The 25,289-nt window shown below is 70.7% G+C and carries 25 protein-coding genes and 2 pseudogenes; 13 read left to right on the top strand and 14 right to left on the bottom strand.

The annotated features are described in order from the left end of the window. Positions 1-62: 62 nt before the first annotated feature. Positions 63-344 (top strand): annotated as a pseudogene (locus ABT114_RS42305) (hypothetical protein); the annotation flags it as partial. A gap of 392 nt (positions 345-736) precedes the next feature. Continuing rightward, complete coding sequence (locus ABT114_RS42300; RefSeq protein ID WP_502988494.1) at positions 737-1,036, top strand: 3-methyl-2-oxobutanoate hydroxymethyltransferase; 300 nt, start codon at positions 737-739, stop codon at positions 1,034-1,036. Positions 1,037-1,200: 164 nt separating this feature from the next. Here the strand turns inward: ABT114_RS42300 and ABT114_RS42295 are convergent, their stop codons facing one another. Genes ABT114_RS42295 through ABT114_RS42285 form a run of 3 tightly spaced genes read right to left on the bottom strand, consistent with a single transcriptional unit; the run spans position 1,201 to position 3,303 of the window. Beyond that, on the bottom strand, positions 1,201-2,175 hold the full coding sequence (locus ABT114_RS42295) for an MBL fold metallo-hydrolase (RefSeq protein WP_351150184.1): 975 nt from the start codon (positions 2,173-2,175) through the stop codon (positions 1,201-1,203). Beyond that, positions 2,172-2,633 carry a PaaI family thioesterase gene (locus ABT114_RS42290; protein ID WP_351150181.1) on the bottom strand — a complete coding sequence of 154 codons (462 nt, stop codon included), beginning with the start codon at positions 2,631-2,633 and terminating at the stop codon, positions 2,172-2,174. The genes ABT114_RS42295 and ABT114_RS42290 overlap by 4 nt, the downstream gene beginning before the upstream one ends. A 52-nt stretch (positions 2,634-2,685) precedes the next feature. After that, entirely contained in the window at positions 2,686-3,303 is a 618-nt protein-coding gene (locus ABT114_RS42285) for a LysE family translocator (RefSeq protein ID WP_351150178.1), read from the bottom strand. Positions 3,304-3,413: 110 nt separating this feature from the next. Between ABT114_RS42285 and ABT114_RS42280 the strand changes: the two genes are divergently transcribed. Continuing rightward, positions 3,414-3,866 carry an Lrp/AsnC family transcriptional regulator gene (locus ABT114_RS42280; RefSeq protein WP_351150175.1) on the top strand — a complete coding sequence of 151 codons (453 nt, stop codon included), beginning with the start codon at positions 3,414-3,416 and terminating at the stop codon, positions 3,864-3,866. Here ABT114_RS42280 and ABT114_RS50770 read toward each other — a convergent pair. Further along, a complete protein-coding gene (locus tag ABT114_RS50770) occupies positions 3,770-4,165 on the bottom strand; it encodes a zinc ribbon domain-containing protein (protein WP_502988498.1) in 396 nt (131 codons plus the stop codon). The genes ABT114_RS42280 and ABT114_RS50770 overlap by 97 nt on opposite strands. A 408-nt stretch (positions 4,166-4,573) precedes the next feature. On the opposite strand from ABT114_RS50770, the gene ABT114_RS42270 reads away from it, so the two are divergent. Continuing rightward, positions 4,574-4,816: a DUF5302 domain-containing protein gene (locus ABT114_RS42270; protein WP_351150172.1), complete on the top strand. Its 243-nt coding sequence runs from the start codon at positions 4,574-4,576 to the stop codon at positions 4,814-4,816. A gap of 347 nt (positions 4,817-5,163) precedes the next feature. On the opposite strand, the gene ABT114_RS42260 is transcribed toward ABT114_RS42270, so the two are convergent. Both ABT114_RS42260 and ABT114_RS42255 read right to left on the bottom strand, forming a co-directional pair. Further along, entirely contained in the window at positions 5,164-6,600 is a 1,437-nt protein-coding gene (locus ABT114_RS42260; RefSeq protein WP_351150169.1) for a 3-hydroxybutyrate oligomer hydrolase family protein, read from the bottom strand. 390 nt (positions 6,601-6,990) lie between these two features. Then, positions 6,991-8,469: an extracellular catalytic domain type 1 short-chain-length polyhydroxyalkanoate depolymerase gene (locus ABT114_RS42255; RefSeq protein WP_351150166.1), complete on the bottom strand. Its 1,479-nt coding sequence runs from the start codon at positions 8,467-8,469 to the stop codon at positions 6,991-6,993. Positions 8,470-8,582: 113 nt separating this feature from the next. Between ABT114_RS42255 and ABT114_RS42250 the strand changes: the two genes are divergently transcribed. Next, entirely contained in the window at positions 8,583-9,401 is an 819-nt protein-coding gene (locus ABT114_RS42250) for a redoxin domain-containing protein (RefSeq protein ID WP_351150163.1), read from the top strand. Between the two features lie 70 nt (positions 9,402-9,471). Here the strand turns inward: ABT114_RS42250 and ABT114_RS42245 are convergent, their stop codons facing one another. The 4 genes from ABT114_RS42245 to ABT114_RS42230 form a co-directional block, all read right to left on the bottom strand. Beyond that, positions 9,472-9,678 carry a DUF5988 family protein gene (locus ABT114_RS42245; RefSeq protein WP_351150160.1) on the bottom strand — a complete coding sequence of 69 codons (207 nt, stop codon included), beginning with the start codon at positions 9,676-9,678 and terminating at the stop codon, positions 9,472-9,474. 470 nt (positions 9,679-10,148) lie between these two features. Continuing rightward, a complete protein-coding gene (locus ABT114_RS42240; protein WP_351150157.1) occupies positions 10,149-10,481 on the bottom strand; it encodes an FtsX-like permease family protein in 333 nt (110 codons plus the stop codon). Positions 10,482-10,486: 5 nt separating this feature from the next. Further along, positions 10,487-11,173, bottom strand: a complete 687-nt coding sequence (locus ABT114_RS42235; RefSeq protein WP_351150154.1) for an ABC transporter ATP-binding protein — start codon at positions 11,171-11,173, stop codon at positions 10,487-10,489. A gap of 621 nt (positions 11,174-11,794) precedes the next feature. After that, complete coding sequence (locus ABT114_RS42230; RefSeq protein WP_351150212.1) at positions 11,795-12,439, bottom strand: TetR/AcrR family transcriptional regulator; 645 nt, start codon at positions 12,437-12,439, stop codon at positions 11,795-11,797. Positions 12,440-12,512: 73 nt separating this feature from the next. On the opposite strand from ABT114_RS42230, the gene ABT114_RS42225 reads away from it, so the two are divergent. Together ABT114_RS42225 and ABT114_RS42220 are read left to right on the top strand one after the other, a co-directional pair. After that, the gene (locus tag ABT114_RS42225; RefSeq protein WP_502988493.1) at positions 12,513-14,015 is read left to right on the top strand and encodes an FAD-dependent monooxygenase; all 1,503 of its coding nucleotides are present in this window, start codon (positions 12,513-12,515) and stop codon (positions 14,013-14,015) included. A 39-nt stretch (positions 14,016-14,054) separates the two neighbouring features. Continuing rightward, positions 14,055-14,246: pseudogene (locus ABT114_RS42220) on the top strand (helix-turn-helix domain-containing protein); the annotation flags it as partial. Between the two features lie 17 nt (positions 14,247-14,263). Here ABT114_RS42220 and ABT114_RS42215 read toward each other — a convergent pair. The 3 genes from ABT114_RS42215 to ABT114_RS42205 are packed head-to-tail and all read right to left on the bottom strand — an operon-like array spanning position 14,264 to position 17,408. After that, positions 14,264-15,046 carry a DeoR/GlpR family DNA-binding transcription regulator gene (locus tag ABT114_RS42215; protein WP_351150151.1) on the bottom strand — a complete coding sequence of 261 codons (783 nt, stop codon included), beginning with the start codon at positions 15,044-15,046 and terminating at the stop codon, positions 14,264-14,266. A 51-nt stretch (positions 15,047-15,097) separates the two neighbouring features. After that, on the bottom strand, positions 15,098-16,111 hold the full coding sequence (gene pdxA, locus ABT114_RS42210; RefSeq protein ID WP_351150148.1) for a 4-hydroxythreonine-4-phosphate dehydrogenase PdxA: 1,014 nt from the start codon (positions 16,109-16,111) through the stop codon (positions 15,098-15,100). Between the two features lie 52 nt (positions 16,112-16,163). Beyond that, a complete protein-coding gene (locus ABT114_RS42205) occupies positions 16,164-17,408 on the bottom strand; it encodes a four-carbon acid sugar kinase family protein (RefSeq protein WP_351150145.1) in 1,245 nt (414 codons plus the stop codon). 363 nt (positions 17,409-17,771) lie between these two features. Between ABT114_RS42205 and ABT114_RS42200 the strand changes: the two genes are divergently transcribed. The 4 genes from ABT114_RS42200 (at position 17,772) to ABT114_RS42185 (ending at position 22,036) form a co-directional block, all read left to right on the top strand. After that, positions 17,772-18,752 (top strand): aldo/keto reductase, encoded by a 981-nt coding sequence (locus tag ABT114_RS42200; RefSeq protein WP_351150142.1) that lies wholly within the window; start codon positions 17,772-17,774, stop codon positions 18,750-18,752. A 29-nt stretch (positions 18,753-18,781) separates the two neighbouring features. Next, positions 18,782-19,567 carry an HpcH/HpaI aldolase family protein gene (locus ABT114_RS42195; protein ID WP_351150140.1) on the top strand — a complete coding sequence of 262 codons (786 nt, stop codon included), beginning with the start codon at positions 18,782-18,784 and terminating at the stop codon, positions 19,565-19,567. Then, positions 19,567-20,520, top strand: coding sequence for a phosphoglycerate dehydrogenase (locus tag ABT114_RS42190; protein ID WP_351150137.1), 954 nt, complete (start codon positions 19,567-19,569; stop codon positions 20,518-20,520). The genes ABT114_RS42195 and ABT114_RS42190 overlap by 1 nt, the downstream gene beginning before the upstream one ends. 88 nt (positions 20,521-20,608) lie before the next feature. Continuing rightward, the gene (locus tag ABT114_RS42185) at positions 20,609-22,036 is read left to right on the top strand and encodes an Nramp family divalent metal transporter (RefSeq protein WP_351150135.1); all 1,428 of its coding nucleotides are present in this window, start codon (positions 20,609-20,611) and stop codon (positions 22,034-22,036) included. Between the two features lie 1,024 nt (positions 22,037-23,060). On the opposite strand, the gene ABT114_RS42180 is transcribed toward ABT114_RS42185, so the two are convergent. Beyond that, positions 23,061-23,645: a helix-turn-helix domain-containing protein gene (locus ABT114_RS42180; protein WP_351150132.1), complete on the bottom strand. Its 585-nt coding sequence runs from the start codon at positions 23,643-23,645 to the stop codon at positions 23,061-23,063. 118 nt (positions 23,646-23,763) lie between these two features. On the opposite strand from ABT114_RS42180, the gene ABT114_RS42175 reads away from it, so the two are divergent. Together ABT114_RS42175 and ABT114_RS42170 are read left to right on the top strand one after the other, a co-directional pair. After that, positions 23,764-24,600 (top strand): EamA family transporter, encoded by an 837-nt coding sequence (locus ABT114_RS42175; protein ID WP_351150129.1) that lies wholly within the window; start codon positions 23,764-23,766, stop codon positions 24,598-24,600. A 31-nt stretch (positions 24,601-24,631) separates the two neighbouring features. Next, the gene (locus ABT114_RS42170; protein WP_351150127.1) at positions 24,632-25,279 is read left to right on the top strand and encodes an FMN-binding negative transcriptional regulator; all 648 of its coding nucleotides are present in this window, start codon (positions 24,632-24,634) and stop codon (positions 25,277-25,279) included. Positions 25,280-25,289 lie beyond the last annotated feature (10 nt).

Below are 25,289 nucleotides of genomic sequence, written 5' to 3'. Positions count from 1 at the left end.
TCCGCGTATGGACATACTCCGTCTTCCTCCTTCGCCGTTGAGGATCCGATGCGGCCAATACCGTGCACATCGGTAGGCATCCGTGTGCACCACCACACTGCGGTCCGGCAACGCGCGCGAGCCGACTGCGGCCGAATGAGGCGAGCTGCAACAGCCGTGGCTGCCGGCGGGGGTGGTCGGCCGTACCGGGCGTCCGTCGGCCGGTCAGGCCGGTGCCACCGGCGGGTCCGGCCCGCGCGGCCAGCCCCGTCACCTACGTCACCCCCGACGCGCCGCCCTTCCTGGTCCTGCACGGCACCGATGACAGTGTCGTTCCGTTCTCCCAGGGCGAGCGGCTCGCCGCGGCCCTGCGCGAGGGGGCGCCCCGGTGGACTTCCGCCCGGTTCCCGGGGCCGATCACCTGTGGCTCGGCGCGTCCGAACAAGAGGTCGAGCGCTGCTTCACCGTCGCACTGGACTTCGCCCGCGCCATGACCGCGCCGTGACGACCGCGCACCCGCAGGACCGGGACACCACAGCTCACCGAGGCTCCCGTCCGCGCACTGCGCTGCATCCCCGCCCAGGGGTGACACCCGCCGGCATGCAGAACCGGGACACCGCCCGCGAACTGCCGGCGTGTTGCGGGCGGCGACGTCCGTGCGGCCGTTGCGCACGAACGCGGAGGACATCGTGGTGGAGTCGAGCAGCCACTGGACGCAGGGCGGGACCTCGACGTCCTTGCGGTGGTGTGGTGTGCGGTGGGCGGGGCGGGCCGCTCTGGCGAGATCGAAGAGGCAGGTGCGTTCGGTGGCTACCGCGTGCAGGGGCGTGGCGAAGAAGTGCAGCGGCTTCTCTCCGCCGCGAAGGCGCTTGAGGCCGCCGGAGCGTTCGCCGTGCTGATCGAGATGGTGCCCGGCGAGCTCGCTGCGGAGATCACACAGGCGCTGACCGTCCCGACGGTCAGCATCGGCGCCGGGAACGGCTGTGACGCGCAGGTGCTGGTCTGGCAGGACATGGCGGGACTGCACACCGGGCGTCTGCCGCGGTTCGTGAAGTAGTACGCCGACCTGCACGGCGTACTGCTCAACCCGCCAGGGACTTCGCCGCCGACGTTGCGGCAGGGACATTCCCGGGGCCGGAGCACACCTTCTGACCGGAGGCTCCAGCGGAGTGGGTGCGGGGCGGCGCAGCGGGGCTGCTCACCGTACGGGTCCCCTGCGCGTCAGCGCGTCTCCGTCGTCTGCCAAGCGCGGGGGTAGGGCACGCGCAGGGATTCCGGTGCGACCGGGGTGTGTTCGGCGGCTGCGTGGAGGCGTCCTTCGCGCAGGACGATGGCGCCGCTGCGGAGCATCGTGTCGATCAGTTCGGCGGCGAGCACCTCGCGCGTGCGGCCCAGAAGCCGTGCCGCGTCCGCCAGCCAGGCCCGCGCGTGCAGGTACGGCTCGACCTGGCCGGCCGGGATCCCGTCACGAATCATCAGGGCGAAGGCGAAGATCCGCCGCGCGCCGTACCAGACGGCGCCGTCCGGGTCGTCGACGAGGCGCTGGGCCCGGCGCGATGCGGTGGCGAACGCCGCGGCGGTGTCGGCGGGGCTCGGGCCATGGGCGGGAAGGATCACGCGCGGCGTGAGGTCGGCCATCCGTTTCAGGGAGTCGAGCGCCGTGGTGGCCGCTTCGGGGCCGTCGAGGGCGCGGTTCACCCAGCCGACGTCGTAGTCCGACAGCGCGTCACCGGCCACGAGCAGGCGCTCGTCCGGCTGCCACAGCGCCAAGTGCCCCGGCGTGTGCCCGGGGGCGCTGACGACCTCCCAGTCGGCGTCCCCGAGGCGGAGGACCTGGCCGTCGTCGAGCGGCACGTCGACCGTGTACGGGGCGACCGGCTGGTCGAGGTACTCGGCCACACAGCAGCCCGGGTCCCTGCGGGCGATCGCCTCTGCTTCCAGGGCCCCGGCCGCGATGCCTGCACCGCTCGCCTGCAAAAGCGCGTTGCCGCCGACGTGGTCGGAGTGCCAGTGGGTGTTCACGACCAGGTCGATGTGTCCGGCGTGTGCGCGTGCCCAGGCGGCGGTCTGTTCGGCATGGCCGACGAATCCGCTGTCGACCAGGGCCGGTCGTTGCCCGTGCAGCAGGAGCAGGTTGGCGTCGGGGAACGGCCTTTGCTGCCAGGTCACCCAGGACGGCAGCGGCTGTTCACTCACTGCTCGGGCCTGTTCACACGGATCAGCGTCTGTTGCCCGTTGGCGACGAGTTTTCGTCGTCCGTCCTGGACGCCGAACACCTCCAACTGGCACACGGTCAGGGTGCGTCCGGCCTTAAGGACGGTTCCGACTGCTTCGATGTGGTCGCCGACGGCGGGCGCGAGGAGGTTGATCTTGTACTCGACGGTGAGGACCTCGGTGTTCTCGGGGAACAGCGTGTAGGCCGCGTAGCCGCCGGCGCTGTCCGCGACGGCGCTGGTCGCGCCGGCGTGGAAGTAGCCGTGTTGCTGGGTGACCTCGGGCCTGCTGGGGAGCACGATGTGCACGCGGCCGGGCGCGATATGAGATATGCGTGCACCGAGGTGGCTCATCAGCCCCTGACGGTCGAAGCTCGCCTGGATGCGCTTCTGAACCTCGGGGCTCGCCTGCTCCTGCTCCTGCTGCGTCTGGTCTTCCACGTGCTCTCCTTCGACGGACATCACGGTGCGCGAAACGGGCGGGGCGGATTCGTCAGCCGGCCAGACGCTCCACCAGCAGGAATCCGCCGATGACGATCATCATGGCACCGGAGACCCGGGTCACCGCCCGGGCTGCCGAGGGCCGGGTCTTCAGCACGGTGCGGGCCAGGACGCCGACGGAGAGATAGACGACGGCGCAGGCCGTCATGTGAAGCAGGCCGAGCAGCCCGGTCTGCGCGGCGAGGGGCCAGCCGTCCGCGGGGTTGATGAACTGCGGGAACAGCGAGAAGTACAGCAGCAGCGCCTTTGGGTTCAGGCCGCTGATTCCGGCTCCCTTGAGCATGATCTGCCGACGCGAGGATGCCATGGTCTCCGTGGACGCGCCCAGGACCGCCGGCCGAGTGAGCACACCCCAGCCGAGCCACAACAGGTACGCGGCCCCAGTGACGGTCAGCGCGGTGAGGACGGTCGCCGAGCTCGCCACGATCACCACCAGGCCCGCGACGGCGAGCAGCGTGTATCCCGCGTATCCGGCTATCAGCCCGGCGACCGCCGGGACGACCGACCGGTTCCGCAGCCCCGCCGAGATCGCATAAGCCCAGTCCGCGCCCGGAGTGAACACCAGCAGCAGATCCACTGCCAGGAATGCCGCCACCGTCGTCGTGTCCATTGATCGATCCCTCTCACGTCCCTTACCTGAGAGGAAGATTAGGCCAGATATGCCCGAAAATGTTTCCGCCTTTACCTCATGATCGCGCTCATTGAGGGAGAATCTTTCTCATGGATGCCCTGGATCGGAAGATTCTTACCGAGCTGCAGCTGGACGGCCGCCTGACGGTGACCGAGCTGGCCGCCCGCGTGCAGCTGAGCGTCTCGCCCTGCCACCGCCGGCTGCGTGACCTCGAGCGAGAGGGCGCGATCCGCGGCTATCGCGCGGTCGTCGACCCTGCCGCCGTCGGTCTGGACTTCGAGGCCCTGGTCTTCGCCACCCTGCGCTGGGAGGACCGGGACACCGTCGACGCCTTCGAGGAGGCCGTGGCCGCGGTCCCGCACGTGATCCAAGCCCAGCGCCTGTTCGGCGAACCCGACTACCTCCTGCGCGTCGCCACCGCCGACCTCGCGGCCTACCAGCAGCTCTACGACGAGCAACTGGCCAAGCTCCCAGGCGTCCAGCGTCTGACGTCCACCCTGGTCATGAAGAACGTCGTCCAGGACCGACCACTACCCGATTGACTTGCTCTCCCTTCTGAAGGACTCCTGAAGGAGGGAGATTCTGGCCTGTTCGCTCGGTGCGGTGCCGCTACGCGGCACGGGCATCGGGCGGGCTTCCATGGCTTCCTGTTTCTTCGCGCTGTGCCAGAACGGGTTCTGGTCTTACCGGCGCTGCGCCAGGCTGTCACCGCCAGTCCGGCGGCCTTGATGTTCTTCGCGGCGTTGTGGTCCCGGTCGTGGAGGGTGCCGCAGGCAGGGCAGGTCCATTCCCGCACGTGAAGGGGTTTGGGACCGTCCTTGATCCCGCAGGTGGAGCACACCTGGCTGGTGGGCGTGGGGCGGCCCACAGCGAGGTGTGGTTGACCCGGCGCGCTCAGGGATCTGCACCGGCGGTCCGCCGTCCACCGTCCGCCGTCCACCTCGGCTCGCGGCGCGACCTGCGGCGTCACCGTGGTGCCCTCCAAGCGCGGGCTTCGTGAGCCACGGACTGCATCAACGACGGCCTTCACCGGCACCGGTGAGGTCCGCCGGATTCAGTCACGACGAACGCCGGCAGACGGTTGCGGACTCCGGTCGGGTGCGTGGTCCGCAGGTTGATCTTGTGCTGGCTCCTACGGCAGATGGGCGTGCGCGACGGCCAGGCCGTCACCGGTGCCGGACGCGGGCGTCTCTCGCGGGGTCCGGCATGACAAGCTGTGCTTTCCATTGCCCGCACCCAGGAGGTCCCCGTGGCTGCAGAGTCTCCATCTCAAGAAGGTTCGGAGCCGGCTGACCCCGGGACTCCCGCCCTGGCGCCCGACGATGACGGCCAGTACGACCTGAAGCGCAAGTTCCGCGAGGCCCTGGCGCGCAAGCGCGCCCTGCAGGCGGGCGCCGCCGATCTTGCTGCGAACTCCGATGCGTCGAAGATCCGCGGCGCGCACGGCCCGGCTGCGAGCCAGCGGTCCTTCCGGCGCAAGAGCGGGGGCTGAGCGTTTGCGCCGGGCCCTGCCGGGTGATGCGCAGGGCCCGGCGCGGGGATGGACCTGCGGGTCTGCCGTCAGGTACGCACGCCGGTATTCGTTGCGGCTGCTGCGCGCCAGGTAGGCCGGCACGGCCTGCTGCTGGTCGTAGTACCGCTGCCACGGCTCCCGAGGTTGCTTTCACCGAGGTGATGGCACATCTGCGTGTTCCTCGCCGACGCGGACGGCCCCGCATCAGGCCGCACGATGTCCAGGCCGACAAGGCGTCCTCATCACGCGCCATCCGCGGACACCTGAGCAAGGGCGATATCGTGGGCATCTTCCTCAGGTCCGCCTGGTGGTCCGAGTGAAATCGCCTAGCCCAGAGGGCAGTTGGTGAGCAGTGTCGCGGGACCCGCTCCGGCCGGGCGCTGGATGGTGTGGTTCGCGGGAGGGAGACCGTTTCCGGTCAGCCACCGTTCCAGCGCTGTGAAGGCTGAGCGGTGGCAGGGGACCAGCGGGCGGAGCTTGCCCGGGAAGGCGTCGACGAGCGAGTCGGTGTGCGTACCGTCCTCGATGCGGTAATAGCGCAGCAGCGCGCCCCGCCCGGCTTCGCGCACCATGCGGGCGTAGACATCGGAGTCCTGGCTGATGGGCAGCAGCACGTCGAGTGTGCCCTGGATGGTGATCAGTGGCTTGCCGATGCGTCCGGTGAGGGCGATGCGGTCGACGGCACGGTGGACCGCGGGCGGCCGGGTGGCGTAGTCGTAGTCGGCGTCGCAGCCTGGGGCGCCCGAGGCGCAGAACGGCGTGCCTGCCTCGGTCGCCCCGTCGAAGCCGGGGTCGAGTTCCTCGCGGTAGATGCGCTGCGTCAGGTCCCAGTAGACCTGGTGGTGGTACGGCCACAGGAACTCGGAGCCCGCCGGGTAGCCGGCCTTGTGCATGGCCTCCAGGGCGTCTTCGTCGCCGGGGCCACCGGCGGCGTACACGGGGTAGTCGCGCAGGGCGGGCGGCAGGAAGGTGAGCAGGTTGGGGCCGTTGGAGCGCCACAGGGTGCCTTCCCAGTCCACTCCGCCGTCGTACAGCTCGGGGTGGTTCTCCAGCTGCCACCGCACCAGGTAGCCGCCGTTGGACATGCCCGTGGCGATGGTGCGGGCAGGGGGCCGGTGATAGCGCTGCGTGACGACGGCGCGGGCGGCCCGCGTGAGTTGGGTGAGGCGTGTGTTCCACTCGGCGATGGCATCACCGGGCCTGCGGCCGTCGCGGTAGAAGGCGAGGCCGGTGTTGCCCTTGTCGGTGGCGGCGAAGGCGTAGCCACGCGAGAGCACCCAGTCGGAGATCGCACGGTCGTTGGCGTACTGTTCGCGGTTGCCCGGTGTCCCGGCGACCACCAGGCCGCCGTTCCAGTGGTCGGGCAGCCGGATGACGAACTGCGCGTCGTGGTTCCAGCCGTGGTTGGTGTTCGTGGTCGAGGAGTCGGGGAAGTAGCCGTCGATCTGGATTCCTGGAACGCCGCTCGGCGTGGGCAGACCCTGGGGGGTGAGACCCGCGAAGTCGGCTGGATCAGTGTGGCCGGAAGCCACCGTTCCGGCTGTGGTCAGTTCATCCAGGCAGTCGGCCTGCTGGTGGGCCGCGCCCGGTACGCGCACCAGGGCGCGTCCGGCGCAGTGACCGCCTGGTGTCTCCTCCGCGCCGGCGGCCGGCGGCGCCGCGGGGACGAGCGAACAGGCGGCCGCGAGCGACAGTGCTCCCAGAGCGGCACGCCGCCTGGGCCGTCTGCGTGGTGGGGCGGTGGCGGTGCGCGGTGGGAGCATCCGATTCCTCCAGGTCGAGTGGTGGACAGGCCGGGGCTTACCAGTCGGATTAGCGATCCGTAGTGATCCCGTTGCAGACTGTCATGCACGCGTCCGGTGTCCAGGCGGCGTGGGGCACCCTCCTCGGTGAGATCGTGAGGTTTCACCGACCAGCGTCCGCAGGGACGTGCCACGAGGGATGGCGGCTCCGGCCGTTCAGCACCAGGGCATGAAGGCGATCGGTTCACCTCCCTGAGCAACACTGGGGATCGCTAAGCCAATCAGAGACGCTAGAGGCACGATCACCGCAGGGAACATGTGTGGGCCCACCATGGCGGCGGCCCGGACAGGAGCGCCGGACACCATGGCGGGCCGTTTCACCTCACCGAATGCGACGGCTGCGTGTGTGGATCAGGGGCAGCCGCTGTCGGCGATGGTGTAGTAGCCGGTGGGCGACTCTTTCAGGGTGTGGGTGACGAAGGTGTTGTACAGGCCCATACTCTGGTTCGAGCCCTTGGCGTAGGTGTAGCCGCCGCTGGTGGTGGCCCGTCCCGCCTGTACGTGGGCGTAGTTGCTGCCCGTGTAGCAGGCGGCCGCGCTGCCGCTGGTGGTGGCCGTGATCGTCCCCGAGCGGGATCCTGCGGTGCCATTGGCGTCCCGGGCGGCGACCGCGTAGGTGTGTGAGGTTCCCGTCTGCAGGCCGGTGTCCGCGTACGACGTGCCGCTCTGCGTCCCGACGGGGTTGCCGTCGCGGTAGACGACGTAGTCCGCCGCACCGCTCACTCCGTTCCAGCTCAAGCTGATGCTGGTGTCCGTGACTGCGGTCGCCTTCAGTCCGGTGGGCGCGGGCAGCGAACCTGTCCCCGGCCCGGAGCCGTCAAGACCGAAGAACTTGGCGATCCAGTGGCTGGAGCAGATCGAGTCCAGGAAGTACGGGGCTCCGGTGCTGCCGCACTGTTCGGTCCCGGTGCCGGGATCGACCGGGGTGCCGTGGTTGATGCCGGGGACCCGGTTGACCTCGACGGCGACCGTGCCGTCGGAGCTCACGTATTCGTCGTGCCGGGTCGTGTCGGGCCCGATGCTGGAGGTGCGGGTGGGGGTCTGGGACAGCCCGTGCAGTGCCGTCCACTGGTCGCGCAGTTCGGCGGCGTTGCCCGGTACGACCGTCGTGTCCTGGTCGCCGTACCAGATGGCGGTGCGCGGCCACGGCCCGGTGTACGACGGGTAGGCGTCGCGCACCCGCTGGGCCCACTCGGTCGGGCTGAGGTCCACCCCGGGGCTCATGCACGTGTAGGGGCTGTTGTCCTTCGTGCAGTTGTAGGGCAGGCCCGCGACGACCGCGCCGGCGGAGAAGACGTCGGGATAGGTGGCGAGCATGACCGCGGTCATGGCACCGCCTGCGGACAGGCCGGTGACGTAGGTCCGCTGAGGATCCGCGCCGTAGGTGGAGACGGCGTAGCCGGCCATCTGCCGGATCGAGAGCGTCTCGCCCTGGCCGCGCTGGATGTCGGTGGTCTGGAACCAGTTGAAGCACTTGTTCAGGTTGTTCGAGGAAGTGGTCTCCGCGAGCACCAGCAGGAACTTGTCACGCTCGGCGAGCTCGGGCAGTCCGGAGTTGTCCGCGTAGACCTGGGCGCTCTGTGTGCACCCGTGCAGCGCGACGACCACGGGCGGGTTCACCGGCAGCGACGCCGGCCGGTACACGTACATGTTCAACGCGCCCGGATTCGACCCGAAGCCGGTCACGCTGGTAAGCGTGACCGCGGCGTCCGCGGTGGGCGCAGGACCGGCGAGAGCGGCACCGAGTACGAGCGCGACGACAGCGAGCAGACGAGGCACGAGGCGGCCCCACCGGCCCCATGGCCGTTTCTGAGATGAGCGGGGTGGCATGGGCGGCTCCTTCACTGGATGCGTGCCCGGTACTCCTGAGGGCGGCAGCGCATCGCTGGGCGCCGGCGGCACCGGGTGTGGCGGAACCGTAGGGTCTGGTGTGCGCAGGCGACATGGCGCCGGGAACCACAGTCGGATTCGCACCAGTCGGCATCACACGGATTGTGGGGCCGCCGTCCCATCTGCTAGGAGGACTTGGCCAGGTTCGTATTGCGTTGGGTATGTCGCGGTGGCAGGTGGGGCAGGTGCCGGTCCAGGTGATGGTTGCCGGGCGAGGGGTGGCTGTCGATCAGTCAGTTGCCTCCCCGGGCCGACCGATGGCTGCTGGGCGACGGCGCGCTCACCGGCCACGCCCTCGACGACGGAGCGGAGGCCCGCCGGATCGAGTCACTGGTGGGCGAGCCCACCCCCCGGACCTGCGCCTACGGGGAACCGATCGCCGCGATCACGACCCCGTCGCCACCGACGCCCGCTCGACTGTCCTCTTCGCCTACCCCGCGACCAGCACTCCCGGTGTTCCCACCGACCTCACGGGAGCGCAGATCCCCGGCAGCGCGGGATGCACACTCGAAAGTCGCCGGTTCCGCGCCGCCTGGCCGCGATTCCAGGCCGCCGGCATCGCCGTCCGCGGCGTGAGCACGCAATCGCCGCAGGAACAGGCCGCCTTCGCGCCCGCCGAGAACCTGCCGTTCCCCTCGCTGTCCGACGTCCAGTTCCAGCTTGCCGCGGCACCGCGCCTGCCGACCTTGCGGGCCGGACAGAATCTGCGGCTCAAGCGGCTCATCCTCGTCGTCGGACCGGACCGGACCGGACGGTACAGCACACACTGTTCCCCATCAGCGACATCCCCGCCACCATCTCGCATGCCCTGGCCCTCGCCGACGCGGACCACCGCGACATTTCCCGATGACTGGATCATGCAAGCCGACTGACAGATCTGGACGACGAAGGACGGCGCCTGCGCTCGGTCGGACACGTCCGGCCGCAGGCTCCGAACGGCACCTACCCCGGGAGTTCCGTGCGCTCCCACCACTCGTAGACGGGCAACCGGCCCGCCGAGGTCTCCTGCTGACGTGCCGTAACCCTGAAGTGTTCGTACCCTCCACGGAACGGGATCTTGATGTCGGGCCCGAGCGCGGAAACCGAAACGATCCGCTCAGGAAGATCACTGGGGCCGCCCTCGAGAACTGCTTTCGTCGCGTCGGTCATGACCAGATCTTCTCCGCAGGCCGGACCAGCTCCTCCACGACGCGCCGAGGTGCCCCCAACCCGCTCGCGAATCGCGACTGTATGAGACAGCCTTGGCGATCGGTGACTGGTAACGCGTCACAGCCGACCTGCGCAGCCCGCTCAGGCACAGGAATGCGATGTCCTCAGCCTCACATTGCCGGGATCGCACGCGCCCTGATCTGCACCGGTCCGCACAGCCAGGCGCGGGCCTTCGACGCTGCGGCCGAGGAGTTCATCGCCTACAGGCCGGACCGCCGCGCCGCGGTCCTGCCGAGACCGGCACGTGCCTCACCGCTATCGCGGCCGGGCAGTTTCTCCGGCCCGGCGACGTTCTGCTGCTGCCGCTGTGCCGGCGAGCCTGAGGGGGATCCGCACGTCCAGTTGTCCGCCGGTTCGCTTCGGTGCGCCCCCGCGGTGAGCCGGTCGGCGGGTGGACGGTGTGCGAGGCGTCAGTTCTGCTCGCTGTGCAGGGCTTCGTGGACGGGTTGGCGGGCGCCGATACGGGCCGGGGCGGCGGTGAGGGCTGCGAGCACGAGCAGGGTCGCGGTCTGTGCGGTGGACGGTTCGACCACGGTGGCGGGGCCGACCTGCAGCAGTGCGTACAGGCCGATGCCGGCGGGGATGCCGATGACCGTCGTGGGAAAGGCGGGCAGCAGTTGCGCCAGGACGAGCCCGAGGGTGGCCCGGCCGAGCGTCGCTCCGATGGTGCGGGCGACGGCCAGGGGGCGCCGCGCGTCCAAGGCGGCGTTCCACGCGGTGGCGACGGCGTTGACCACTGCCATCACGGTCACCGCGACGAATGACGCACTGGACGATGCGAGCGGTCAGCAAAAAGGCGCAGCACATCCCGCGTCGCCGCGCTGTCCAGGTTGCCGGTCGGCTCGTCGGCCAGGATGAGCGAGGGCGTGTTGGCGAGCACCCGTGCGATCGCGACCCGCTGCCGCTGTCCGCCGGACAGGGCCGACGGCAGGTGGCCCACCCTGTCGCCCAACCCGACCTGCTCCAGTAGCTTGACGGCCCGGCGGCGGGCCCGGCGCCGCCCGCATCCGGCCGACAGCGCCGGGAACTCCACGTTCTCCACCGCGGACAGCTCGTCCATGAGATGGAAGGACTGACAGCCGAAGCCCACGTGCGCGCGACGCAGCCGGGCCAGGGCCCGTTCGCCGAGCATGTCCAGGCGGTGGCCGGCCAGCCAGATCTCCCCGCGGGTCGGGCGGTCCATGCCCACGCCGGTCCGCCCGAACAGCACGACGTTGAACGTGTCGAGTTCGGCGAGCTGCTCCGCCGCGATCAGCTCCAGCTCCTTCCGGACCTCCGCGGCCAGCGGCGTGAGGGTGAACATGGAGCCGTCGGCCGTCGTGAGCGCCGCGAGCTCGCCGATCACGTGCCGCACCTGCTGCCTGAGTGCCTCCGCCTGGGCAGCGGTCTCCCGCATGGCATTCCGGCAGACGCGGTGGAACTCGGAATCCTCCATGACGCCCCCCAGCGCTGGTTATTGCCCCCATCCGGATGACTCAACCATCGGTGCGGGAGAGCCGCTCTCGTTGAACCGGACCATGTGAGACTGCGCCAGACTGCCGTGGCGAGGGTGATCGGTGGTCCGTCGGCTCATACCCGGCGGGAGCTGTATGGGGGCTGGGACCGGCCGCATCCGGCTCCTGCCGACCCCAATCCCGATCGAGGAACTCCGCTCTGAGCGACCCCGGCCCGCGGCGCGGCAAGTCGGTCGCGGCGACCTTGGACGCGTACGGCGCCAGGGCAGCGGTTTCTTCGAGGCTGCGTCGCTTCCATCCCCTCGATCTCCCGTGCCGACGCAGCGATCGTGGCCGCGGCGACTTACCGACTGCCGCCACGGGCACGCCTGGCGGACCAGAACTCGATCGTCGCCAACCCGGCCACGCACCACTGCGTCGAACGGCTCAGCCACGTCTCCTAATACACGGGCAGGGCGATGCCGAGGCGATCGGCCGTGCACAGGGCGAGATGAGGGCCCGGGATTGTGCGGAGGTGACAGTCGAGACACCGGCGGCTGGCCCGCCGACTGCGGGGCACTGGGCGACGCCGACGTTCGTTGCTCGGGTGCCTGGAGTCAGTGTTACGCGGTCAGTTGCCGCAATCCGTTCTCCAGCAGCGCGAACGCATGCTCCGCGTCAGCCACCGCACCCGCATAGCGCGCGTCGGCCGGCTCCCCGTATGCCAGGCGTTCGGCGTTGTCCTGCGCCAGCGCCCACTGGACCGCGACGATCTGGACGGCGGCCAACCGCGCCGTGAGTTCCGGAATGTCTGCCGTTTCCTGCAATGCCTGAGCAAGTGCGCGTTCGGCGCCGGTCTTGAACCGATCCATCCGGGCCACCAGCGAAGGCGCGTCGAGGATCATCTGGTGGACCCTCCGCACTTGGGGATGGTCGTTGAGCCCGGTGATCGGGTCCCGCTCGCGCAGCCCCCTGAGGAAGTGCTCGCGTACCGCGGCCAGCGGGGCGGTGTGGGGCGGGCGGGCCCGCACGACGCGTGCGATTTCGGTCTCGTGGTCGGCGAGGCGATGCACCACGAGGTCTTCCTTCGTCGGGAAGTAGGCGAAGAGCGTGCGTTTGGACACCTCGGCCGCCTCGGCCACCTGAGCCACCGAGACCTGGTTGAAGCCGTGCTCGAGGAACAGTGTGATCGCCGCATCGGAGATCGCCGCGTGGGTCCGCTGCTTCTTCCGCTCCCGCAGCCCTGGCTTGCCGTCCACGGCGCCCATCATAGCGGATAGCTCCCCTGAGGGTATTTCTGCATCTGGTATACATTTACCCCGGGGTGAGAAATGAGAGGGAGTGAAGGTGTTGACCGAGATCGAGACCGAGGTCGTCGTCGCGGGCGCCGGCCCGACCGGACTGATGCTGGCGTACGAACTGGCTCTGGCCGGAGTCGAGACCCTGGTGCTGGAGAAGTTGCCCCAGCGCATCGAGCAGGTGAAGGGCGGCGGGATCCAGCCCCGTACCGCTGAGCTGCTGGAATCGCGCGGGCTGCTGGAGCCGTTGCTTCAGCGGGGCGCGTCGCGTGAGCCGGTGGGCGGGCATTTCGCGGCCCTGCCTGTGCCCTTGGACTGCACCCCATGGCAAACCAGGCACCCTTTCCCGATCGGGATCCCTCAGTGGGAGATCGAGGAAGTGCTCGAAGAGCGGGCGATCGCCGCCGGCGCGCGGGTTCTGCGCGGCACTGCCGTCTCAGGGGTCAAGTCGGACGACGACGATGTGGTCGTGACGGCGGACGGTCTGCAGGTGCGGGCTCGCTACCTGGTGGCGTGCGACGGCGGCCACAGTACGGTGCGGAAACTGCTCGGGCTGCCGTTTCCCGGTAGGTCCGGGACCCATCAGGCGGTGTTGGCCGACATCCACCTGTCCGCCGTATCGTCGCTGGTGCCGCAGCAGACAGGACATATGAGCACCCTGATGCGCCAAGCGGGCGGCTACTGGGCCATGCTGGTCCCTCTCGGCGGCGACCGGTACCGGTTCACCTTCGGGCGCGCGGACCAGGCGGACACCGACCGCGACACCCCCGTCACCCACGAGGAGATCGCCGCCGCGCTGCAGGCCGTGTACGGCCAGGAGACCACCCTCGGCGCAGTGGACAACTCCTCACGGTTCTCCGATGCCACTCGGCAACTGGAGCACTACCGCGCGGGCCGCGTCCTGTTCGCGGGCGACGCCGCACACATTCACCCGCCACTGGGCGGCCAGGGTCTCAACCTCGGCATACAGGACGCGTTCAACCTCGGTTGGAAGCTGGCCGCGGCCGTCCAAGGCCGGGCACCGAGCGGCCTCCTGGACAGCTACCACGCCGAACGGCATCCGGTCGGAGCCCAGGTCCTGCATCACACGTCGGCGCAGCGCGTCCTGGCAGATCCGAACCCGAGCGAGGACGTGGCCGCTCTGCGTGACATCTTCATCGACCTGCTGCGCCTGCCCGACACCAACCGCCACCTCGCGGGACTGATGTCCGGCCTCTCGCTGCGCTACGAGCTGTCCGGCGAGCATCCACTCACCGGGCAGCGCATGCCGGACGCCGACCTGGTCACCGAAGCCGGCCCCACCCGGCTGTCGACGCTGTTCGGTTCGGGGCACGCCGTCCTGCTGGATCTGGCCGGAACCGTCCCGGCCGACCTCCGGCTCCCGCCACGAGTCGACCTCGTCCGCGCCACCTGCACCGACGATGTGGGCGCGGCTGCCCTGCTCATCCGTCCCGACGGCTACGTCTGCTGGGCTGCGGACAGCTCCGCCGTCTGCGGCGATATCCTGCTCGGCGCAATCGCCGAGGGCCTTGCGAGGGTGCACTGAGCCGGTGAGAGTTCTCGCCGGTGGGTGTATCCCGGTGTCATGCGGTATCCCGATGGGGGCGGTCTGACCGCGAAGCAGTGGGCTCAGCGGGAGCAAGTGCGGTTCGAGGCTGCCGGGCAATTCGCACAGGGAGTGGCGCCGCCGCTGGTCGCGCGGCGGTTACGTGTCTCCCGGAAGTCCGCCTGTGCCCGGCACGCCCGCTGGCGGGAGGGCGGCGTTGAGGGTTTGAGGCTGCCGAGCCGGTTCCGTCACGTCCCCGCGGACGTGGCGATCTCCACACGCACTCCGCGAGCCTCGAAGGCGCGGATCTGGGCGTCGGGCGCCGACGTGTCCGTGACCAGGGTCCATCCTTCCCTGAGCTTCGCCCACGCGTGGAACGGCGCGCGCCCCAACTTGGCGCCGTGAGCCAGTACGTAGACCCGGTCGGCGCGGCGTGACATCAGCTCCTTGAGACGGGTCTGACGCAGGTCCGCCTCGCAGATGCCGCGCTCGACGGTGACGCCGTCGGCGCCGAGGAAGACCCGGTCGAAGGACATGAGCTCGAGCGCGGCCTCCGTGAGTGGACCGACGAAGCCCTGACTGAGCGGGCGGAGCGTGCCACCGAGGCACTCGACGTGCAAGCCCTCCGCGTCCGCCAGGGCGTGCAGGGCGGTCAGGCCCGTCGTCGCGATCGTCAACTCCTTTGCGCCGCGCAGCTCGTGGGCCAGCGCACCCACCGTCGTCCCGGCGTCGAGGAGCAGCGTCTCACCAGGCTCGACCTGCCGCGCCGCCCACTGCGCGATGGCCCGCTTCTCCTCGTACGCCTCGCCCGTTCGCTGCCGCAGCGACGCCTCGGGGTGCGCGGACAGTGCCATCGCGCCGCCGTAGGTGCGTGCGAGGCGGCCCTCCGTGGTGAGACGGGCGAGGTCGCGGCGGATGGTCGAGGGGGTGACGTCGAAGAGCTGCGAGAGTTCCTCGACGCTGGCGAGGCCGGTGGTGGTGGCGAGGTGGACGATGCGGTCGCGTCGTGCCTGGGAGGTGATCGGCGGCATCTGTGGAGTCCTCTACGGTGCGGCGGTAACGGCGGTGCAGGGGAGGGCGGTTCAGGCCACCGGGGCGACCGGCGACGTAGCCATCTCGGCCGCCTGGCGCAGTGCCTCGACCATGCTACCGGCCTCTGCCGTGCCCTTTCCGGCGATGTCGAACGCGGTGCCGTGGTCGACGGAGGTGCGGATGACGGGCAGTCCTACGGTGAGGTTGACACCCGCCTCGATGCCCAGGATCTTGACCGGGCCGTGGCCCTGGTCGTGGTACATCGCCACGATCAGGTCGTAGTCGCCGCGTGAGGCGAGGAAGAAGGCGGTGTCGGCGGGCAGTGGACCCCGGGCGTCGACGCCCTCGGCGCGCAGCTTCTCCAGGGCCGGGACGATCTTCTCGTCCTCCTCGCCGTAGCCGAACAGGCCGTTCTCGCCCGCGTGCGGGTTGATGCCGCAGACACCGATGACGGGGTTGGGGGTGCCGGCGCGGACCATCGCCTCGTGGCCGCGGCGCACGGTGCGCTCGACGAGGCCCGGCTCGATGCGGTTGACGGCGTCGATCAGGCCGATGTGTGTGGTGACGTGGATGACCTTCACCTTCTCGGTGGAGAGCATCATCGAGACCTCCTCGGTCCCGGTCAGGTGGGCGAGGAGTTCGGTGTGGCCGGGGTAGATGTGGCCCGCGGCGTGCAGGGCCTCCTTGTTGAGAGGCGCGGTGCAGATGGCGTGCACCTCGCCTGCCACGGCGAGTTCGGCGGCACGCTCGATGTACGCGTACGCGGCGTCGCCCGCTACCGGGGACAGCTTGCCCCAGGGCAGGTCGGCGGGGAGCAGACCGAGGTCGACGACGTTGACGCGGCCGGGTGTGAACTCGGCGTCGCGCGGGTGGCCGACGGCGGCGATCTCGCAGTCCAGGCCGAGGATGCGGGCGGCCTCGCGCAGCCGCTGCGCGTCGCCGATGACGACGGGACGGCAGCGGGTCAGGACGGCGTCGTCGAGCAGGGCCGCGACGACGACCTCGGGGCCGACGCCGGCGCCGTCGCCCATGGTGACGGCGATGAGGGGGAGGGGGGTGCGCATGTGAACAACTCCTAGGCGGGAAGCGGGAGGCGGGAGGCGGACGGTGACAGGTTCAGGTGGCTGCCGTAGAGGCGGCCAGGTGGGGGCGTAGCGCGACAGCGATGCGCAGCAGTGAGTCCTCGGCGCCGTAGCTGCCGGGGCGGGTGACGACGTGGCGACCGTCGGGGGCGAGTGAATGGACGGCGCCGTGGTGGATCTGGCCGAGCGGCTCCAGCTTCCCTATGCCCAGGGAGTCCAGGGTGGTGCGGGCGGTCTCGCCGCCGGTCAGGACGAGGTCGGGGTGGCCCGGATGCGCGGCGGCTAGTGCGCCCAGGGCAGCGCTGAGGGTCCGCCCCGCGCCGGGGCGCAGGCCTGCCGAACCGTCGATGGACAACACGGTCAGGGCCGGAGCGGCGGCGGTACGCGGCAGGCGCACCGTGCCCGCCGTCAAGTCGGTCGGATCCAGCGGCACATGGTGCGCGCCGAGCGCGGTGAGGTGCGGGATCTGCGCAACCGCGCCGGGCTCGGCGGTCCCCACGACGAAGAGCAACGGGGTGCGGTGCGGGGCGGGCGAGGGCGGGGGAGTGGCGGCAACGGGACGCCCCAGCGCGCGCCCGAGCGCGACCGCCAGACCGCCGCTGCCCAGGAGCCGGAATCCGGGGCCGAGCCGCAGCGCCGCCGAGGCCACCGCGTCCAGGTCGGCGTCGGTCTCGGCGTCCGGAGCAGGGTGCGCGCCGGACGCGGCGATCCGCCGGAGCTCCGCGTCCAGGGCGGCGGGTGCGGACCGTACGACGTCGAGGGGGACCGTATGGACCGGCAGACCCGACAGCGCCTCGGGCAGCGAGCGGGGCGCGGCCGCGCGTTCCGCGCGCCAGCCGTCCGTGCGGTGCAGCGGAACGCCGTTCACGTGCACCACGCCGCCGGTCACGGTGCGCCGGGCCGCGGGCAGCGCGGGGGCGATGACGACGGCCTCGGCCCCCTCGGCGTAGGCGGCGGCCTCCGCGGCGAGGTGGCCACGCAGCTGTGAGTCGACCTTCTTGTACAGCAGACGAGGCGGGCCGGCCTGCGCCGCGCGCAGCGCCGCCCGCACCGCGTATGCCGCCTCGGCGGGTGGCAGATGACGGGTGTCGAGGTCCACGACGAGGTCGTGCGTGGCAGCGACCTCGGCCGGGTCGGCGGCGGTGAGTGACAGACGGACAAAACCGCCGAGCGCGCAGGCGGTCTCGGCCGCACCGGACAGGTCGTCCGCGAGCGCGAGGACGTACGGCGGTGCGGGTGGTGAGGCGGACGGGAGTGGGAGTGATGGCGGGGAAGCCACGGGATCGAACCTCCTTGGGCGTGCCCGGCGGTGGGCGGCCCGGTCCAGATCATGACACAAGTTGCGTGAAATGCGCGAGACCTCTTGCGTGATTCACGCAGTCGTGCGAGCGTTTCCGTGGCGTCGACGGCCGTCACCCGCGGACCGCGTCGTCCTCGTGGACGCGACGCGTGCCGGCTTACAGAGCACATCGCGCCGCACTCGGCCGCAGCGGCAGCGCAGCGCATCGCCGGGAACCATCGCGGCGACCGGTCGAGGCCGGGTAGCTGCACGGCACCACCCGCTATGCGCACATCACGCATGAGATCGCGCACGAGCACGAGACCGCACCACCCGCACCACCCATCTCGGAAGGAACCCGCCGTGACCGTCGGCCTTGAACTCCCGCATGTCCCCGTCCCGTTGTCCCGTCTCGTCCTCGGCACGATGACCTTCGGCGACACCGCCGACCGCGCGACGGCCGCCGCGATGGTGGACGCCGCGCTCGATGCGGGTATCACCGGCGTGGACACCGCCAACGGCTACGCGGGCGGCGAGAGCGAGCGCATCCTCGCCGAGCTCTTGCCGGGCCGCCGCGACCGGGTGGTGCTCGCCACCAAGGCCGGCATCCCGCACCCCGACCAGGGCGAGCACGCGCCACTGTCCCCCGAGGGCCTGCGCGCCGCGCTCGAGGGAAGCCTCAAGCGCCTGGGCACCGACCACGTGGACCTCTTCTACCTTCACCAGCCGGATCGCGGGACGCCGCTCGCCGAAACCCTGGCCACCGTCGCCGATTTCGTGAAGGCGGGCAAGATCCTCGCCCTCGGCGTCTCCAACTTCGCCGCCTGGCAGATCGCCGAGCTGAACCGCGTCGCCGACGAGGTCGGCGCCCCCCGCCCGGTCGTGGCACAGCAGCTCCACAACCTCCTCGCACGCCGCATCGAAGAGGAGTATGTGGAGTACGCCGCCACCACCGGCCTGCGCACGATGGTCTACAACCCGCTCGGCGGCGGTCTGCTCACCGGCCGCCACAGTTTCGAGCAGGCCCCGGACGGCGGGCGCTTCGGCGACTCGAAGTTGGCCGCGATGTACCGCGAGCGGTACTGGAACGAGGATCTGTTCCGCGCCGTCACCGACCTCACCCGCATCGCCTCCGACGCAGGCCTGCCGCTGACCGACCTGGCCCTGCGCTGGCTGCTGTCGCGGCCCTCCACCGACGCGCTGCTGCTCGGCGGCTCCAAGGTCGACCACCTGAAGGCCAACATCGCCGCCGCGGCCGCGGGCCCGCTGCCCGCGGACGTCCTGGCCGCCTGCGACGAGGTCGGCGCCCGCCTGCGGGGCCCGATGCCCGCCTACAGCCGCTGACCTCGCCCCCACCTCGTAACGGAGACAACATGGCCACCGGCCGCACTTCTGCCGAGTTCACCGCTGCCCTGCGCAATCGCGAACAGCTCATCGGATACTGGTCGTTGCTCGACTCACCGATCGCCGCCGAGCGCCTCGCCCGCGTCGGCTACGACTACCTGGCCTTCGACGCCCAGCACGGCCTCTTCGGCTACCAGGGCATGCTGAACAACCTCCTCGCCACCGACACCAAGGGCAGCACCGCCGTCGGGATGGTGCGCGTGGAGGCCAACGACCTCACCTACATCGGCAAGGCGCTCGACGCGGGCGCCACCGCCGTGATCGTCCCGCTGATCGACACCGCCCAGGACGCCGCCGACGCCGTCGCCGCTGTACGCTACCCGCCGCTGGGCCGCCGCTCGTACGGCCCGATGCGCGCCCAGCTGCGCATCGGCCCGAACCCGGCCGACACGCACGAGCAGACCGCCGTCCTCGCGATGATCGAGACGGCCGACGGCCTGGCCAACGTCGAGGAGATCTGCGCGACCCCCGGCCTGGACGGCGTGTACGTCGGCCCGTCCGACCTGCGCCTGGCCATCGGCGGCGCGACCTCCACCGACCCTTCCGTGCAGGACGAGTTCGAGCAGGCCCTCACCCGCGTCCGCAAGGCGGCCGAGGCTGCGGGCATCGCGGCCGGCATCCACAACGCCGACGGCGCGAGCGCCGCCCGCCGCCTCGCCGAGGGCTACACGTTCGCGACGGTCGCGGCCGACGTCGTGCACCTGCAGCAGATCGCGACGTCCCACCTTCAGGCGGCACGCGGCGGGGCGCGCTGATGCCGACCACACTCATCACGACGCCCACCTTCGCCCGGCATTCGGTGCGCCCCTGGCAGATCCTGGAGAAGGCCGGAGCGGGTCCACTGCGCCCCTGCGAGGACGTGGCGCTGCCCACCGCCGAACTCCTCGAGTACGCGGCCGAAGCGGACGCGTTGATCGTCGGCATGGACCCGATCACCGCCGAGGTGATGGACGCCGCACCCCGCCTCAAGGTGATCGCCAAGCACGGCGTCGGCGTCGACACCATCGACGTGGCCGCCGCCCGCGCTCGCCAGATCCCGGTCGTGTACGCGCCGGGCAGCAACTCGCGCGCGGTGGCCGAGTACACCTTCGGCCTGCTCCTGTCGGCGACCCGCTCCCTGACCGCCTCGCACACCGCGGTGGCGGCGGGCGGCTGGCCGAAGCTGTTCGGCCCCGAACTGCACGGCAAGACGCTGGGCATCGTCGGCTTCGGCCGCATCGGTCGCCTGCTGGCCGGTTACGCCCGCGCCTTCGGGATGGAGCTGCTCGCCCACGACCCGTACGTCTCCGAGGCTGACGTCCGCGCACACGGCGCCGAACCGGCCGCGCTCGACGCCCTGTTGGCGCGCGCCGATGCCGTCAGCCTGCACACCCCGCCCGACCCGTCCGGCACCCCGCTGCTCGGCCGCGCCCGCCTGGCGGCGATGAAGCAGGGCGCGGTCCTGGTCAACGCCGCGCGTGGCGGCCTCGTCGACGAACTCGCGCTCGCCGACCTGCTCGGCTCCGGACACCTCGGGGCCGCGGCCCTGGACGCGTTCAGCACCGAGCCGCTGCCCGCCGACCACCCGTTGCGCAAGGCCCCCCGCGCCCTCCTCACCTCACACATGGCCGCCTGTACGCCCGAGGCCAACCAGGCCATGGGCGCGATGGTGGCCGAGGACGTCGTCCGCGTACTGGCGGGCAAGGAGCCGCACCACCAAGCGCGTTGAGACACCACGGCACAAGGCATCACGGTACGACCCCTGTCCCCATTCCGGATACCGGCGACGGCGCCGGAAGATCCCCCAAGGACCTGACATGGCCACCACCACCGATGGCGCCACGGCGGCGCCACCCTCCGCGCAGACCGACCCGTACGCGCTGCGCGCGGAAGACGCCCGCCCGGCCCCCGAGAACTTCCGCGGACGACTGCGCCAGCTCGGCCCCGGGCTCGTGCTGTCCGCTGCCGTCGTCGGCTCCGGTGAACTGATCACCACCACCTCGCTCGGCGCGAAGGCCGGGTTCGCGCTGCTGTGGCTGGTGATCATCTCGACCGCGGTCAAAGTGTGGGTGCAGATGGAGCTGGCCCGCTGGACCATCCTCAACGGCCGCCCCGCGCTCGACGGCTTCCGCGACGTCGGCCCCCGGATCGGCCGGCTGAGCTGGATCAACTGGCTCTGGATCGGCATGGACTTCGCCAAGATGTTCCAGCGCGGCGGCATCATCGGTGGCACCGCCGCGGCCTGCTCGATCCTCCTGCCGATCCACGGGGCGGCGCTGAGCACGACGTCCCTGACCATCTGGGCCCTCATCGTCACCGCCGCCGCCATCCTCATCCTGCAGACGGGCAAGTACCACGTCATCGAGAGGGTCGAGGTCGTCGGCATCACGCTCAAGACGATCATCACCTTCGGCCTGGCACTCGCCCTGCCGTTCACCGCCTTCGGGTACGGCACTGAACAGCTCGCCGACGGACTGAGCTTCCAGATCCCCGCGGGCACGGTGGGTATCGCGCTCGCCATGTTCGGCATCACCGGCGTCGGCGCCGACGAGATGACGACGTACACGTACTGGTGCCTGGAGAAGGGCTACGCCCGCTGGACCGGCCCCGACGACGGCACCGAGCAGCGTGCCCGGCGGGCCGAGGGCTGGCTCAAGGTCATGCGGCTCGACGTGGGCGTCTCCTGGATCGTGTGCACCGTTTGCACCCTGTCCTTCTACGTGATCGGCGCCTCGGTGCTCCACCCGCAGGGCCTGGTGCCCGAGGGCAACGGCATGATCACCACGCTGTCGCACATCTACACCGACACGCTCGGCCCATGGGCCAAGTACCTGTTCCTGGCCGGCGCGATCGCCGTCCTCTTCTCGGTCACCGTCGCCTCGTCGGCCAGCGTCCCTCGCTTGTGGACCAACACCCTGGGTCTGCTCGGAGTGGTCAACTGGCACGACATGCGTTCACGCACTCGCACCATCCGCATCCTCACCTGCTGCTTGCCCCCGGTGTGGATGTGCATCTTCCTCTGGGTCCAGTCCCCGGTCCTGATGGTGCAGATCGGCGGCATCGGCGGTGGCATCTTCCTGCTTGCGGTCGTGGTCGCGGTCTGGCGCCTGCGCTACACCGGCGTCCCGCCCCGTTTCCGCGCCAACCCCTGGCTGACCGCCGCCCTGGTCCTGAGCAGCGCGGCGATCCTGTTCCTCGGGGTGTACGGGGTGCTGGACACGCTCGGGCTCACGCCCGGCAGCTGAATCCGGCGGCGAGAGGCGCTCGTGCCCCGACACGGCACACCGCCCGACCCGGCCTCGACCGACCGGCCCTCTCCGCCGGGGCGCGCGGTGGGGCGGGTCTCGCCCTCACTTCGTCGATCACCTGCGCGTCCGCACCGGCGCGCAGGGCCCGCACATGTCTCGCGCGGTGCCGATCGGCCCTGGGCAGCTTGTGAACCAGCTGCACCACTACGACGCCGCCTCATGGTGCAGCGCGTGGCCGAGCAGCCGCTCACCACCATCGGCGAGGACGTGGCAGTGCGCTACGTCCTCGCCGGCCGTTTCGGCAGGACGGTGCCGAGGATGTGAACGTCCGTCTGCGCAAGGATGTCGTGTCCTCAAGTGACCACTTCTCGATTTTCCTCGCGTCCTCAAGCCGGCCGACCCGTGACCGCCGGCTGGCCGACTGACCTCTGGCTTGCCGACATACCTCGCCCGAGTCACCACGTGATGTCGGCCGCGGTGGTGCCGGCCGGTCGTTCCTCCGCGCTCCTCGCCTCGAGCATCGTCGAGTTCGGCCGCCGGCACGGCCATCTCATACAGGTGATGTCGGATCAGTTGCTCCGTTGTGGGCGTGTGGCGGTTCCTGCTCTGCCACGGCTGGTCCGGGCAGAGCCTGGCCGGCCGCCGTCACCCTGTGCTGCTCCCGGCCAAACCGGGCCGGCTCATCAAGGACCAGATCGCCTGGCCTCGCACCGCTACCCGGCAGCGCCGGGCCCTGGACGAAGCCTGCCCCTACCTGCTGCCCGGAGTTCCCCGGCCGCCCTCGCATCCCCCACGGGGTGGGAAGCCTGCTGAGACGGCACGGCCTGCAGGTCCTCAGCGCCCCGAACACTGCGATGACCGAGGCCGTCACCGCACTCCCGCCCCTCGTCGTCGCTGACCTGTTCGGCCTTCACCCTTCCACCGCGGAGACATGGGCCTCTACGCCAACGACAGCTGGACCCACTACCGCGTGGCCCGGGCATGACGGGGGTCGTCACCTCTGGCTGCCCAACCGGGCAGGTCAGGTTGCGGAGGCGGGGCCGGGGGGCAGGTGGACCGTCATGATCAGGTGGCAGGTCCCGGTGCCGGCGCCCCGGTAGGTGTGGGCGGTGTCGCCGTCGAAGGTGGCGGTCTGTCCGGCTTCGACGGTGTGCTCGGTGCCGTCGACGATCAGGGTCATCCGGCCGGCTGTGACGCTGACGGTTTCGACGACTCCGGCCTGGTGGGGGTGACTGGGATATTCCTCGCCCGGTTCCAGCCGCCAGCGCCAGACCTCGACCGGGGCCGGGCCCGAGGTCGTCAGCATGAGCCGGGCCTCGCTGCCCTGCGCCCCGGTCCACAGCGGCATCACGGCGTCGGCGGTCACGACACGGACGCGGCCTTCGGCCGGTCCCTCCATCAGGGCGGATACCGAGACGCCGAGAGTGTCGGCCAGCCGGACCAGCGTGGCGAAGTTCGGATTGCCCTGCGCTTTCTCCAGCCCGACCAGGGCCCCCTTGCTGACCTTGGCGCGTCGGCCGAGCTCGTCCAGGGACAGGCCCGCACGGGTACGGGCCGCCCTGACGTTGTGCGCGAGCGTGCGCAGGGCTGCCTCTGTCTCGGCCATCCGATCACCGTCCTCGTGAGTCAGTCACTGGAATGCACCGTCCGGTCGTTTGGTTGACACGGCACGGTCGATCCGTTGTACGGTTTAGTCGTTCTGCTGAAATAGTAAGGGATGCACCGTGATCGCTCTGCTGCTGGCTCTGGGCAGCTCACTCGCCTACGGATGCGCCGACTTCCTCGGCGGCCTCGGCGCCCGAAAGGCCCACGTGCTGCGCACCGTGATGGTCGCCGCCCCGGCCAGCCTCGCGGTCGAGCTGCTGCTCTGGCCGGTCCTCGGCGCCTCGTTCAGCCCGACCGCCCTCGGCTGGGGTGCCGCCTCCGGTGTGGCCTCGGCCGTAGCGTTCGCGCTGCTGTACAAGACCCTGGCCATCGGCCCCATGAACGTGCTGTCGCCGGCCACCGCCCTGGTGTCCGCCGCGCTGCCCGTCGGCGTGGGCCTACTGCAGGGCGAGCACCTGGGCATGGCAGGACTGCTCGGCCTGCCGCTCACGCTCGTAGCAGTGGTGCTGGTCAGCGCCGGGCACGGCGCGGGCTCGTCTCGTCCGTCGCGTACGGCGCTGCTGCTGGCCTTCGGCGCGGGCGCCGCCATCGCCCTCCAGCTGATCTTCCTGCACCAGGCGCCCTCCGACAGCGGCGTGGCCCCGCTGATCATCGGCAGGGCGGTCTCCTCGGCAGTCACCCTGACCGCAGCCGGGATCCTGCACCGCCGGCTCGGCCCCGAGAAGCCCGCCTACGCCATGTCGGCCGCCGCCGGCGTGCTGGACTCCGTGGCGAACCTGCTGTTCCTGCTCGCCGCCCGCAGCGGAGACCTCACCGTCGTCGCCGTGATCACCGCCCTCTACCCGGCCGGCACAGTCCTGCTCGCCCGCAGCGTGCTCGCCGAGCGCATCCACCGCAGCCAGCTCGTCGGCCTGGGCACCGCCGCCGTCGCCGTCAGCCTCCTCGCCCTCACCTGAGCCACCCCACCGCCCGCACAAGGAGAACAGCATGTTCATCCAGCCCTGGGACGCCGCCCTGGACGACACCGAATGGCAGACCTGGATCGCCGACGGCCACGACTTCGGCCAGCTCAGCGTCAACGGCCTCCCCGGCCGTCCGCCCACCGTCATCCCCACCCATTTCACCAGCGACGGCACCCAGCTCCTGATCCACCTCGCCCGGCCCAACCCGGTCTGGGAGGCGATCGCGCACGACCCCCACGTCACCTTCACCGTCATCGGCGACTACGCCTTCATTCCCGGCCCCTGGCGCGCCAAGCCTGACACCGCACCCACCGACGGCGTCCCCACCAGCTACTACGCGGCCGTCCAGTTCACCTGCCGCGCCCACATCGTCGACGACCCCGAAGCCAAAGCCGACCTCCTGCGCCGCCAGCTCACCCATTTCCAGCCCGACGGTGACCACGCACCCGTCGCCGTCGACCAGCCCCCGTACGGCCGGATGCTGCCCGGCATCCGAGGTCTGAGGCTGGAGGTCACCGAGGTGAGGGCCAAGTTCAAGTACGACGACCACAAGCCCGTCGAGCACCGCACCACTGTCGCCGACCACCTCACCGCACGCGGCCAGGGCCTCGACGCACCCACCGCTCGCCAGCAGCGCCGTCGCCTGGACCGCATAGGCCCCTGGAAGTCCTGACTCCACCACT

The sequence above is a fragment of the Streptomyces sp. NPDC002088 genome (genome assembly GCF_040296605.1).
Lineage (GTDB): Bacteria > Actinomycetota > Actinomycetes > Streptomycetales > Streptomycetaceae > Streptomyces.
Note: the sequence above shows the minus strand (reverse complement) of the source record. Positions and strands in the feature narration are given on the sequence as shown.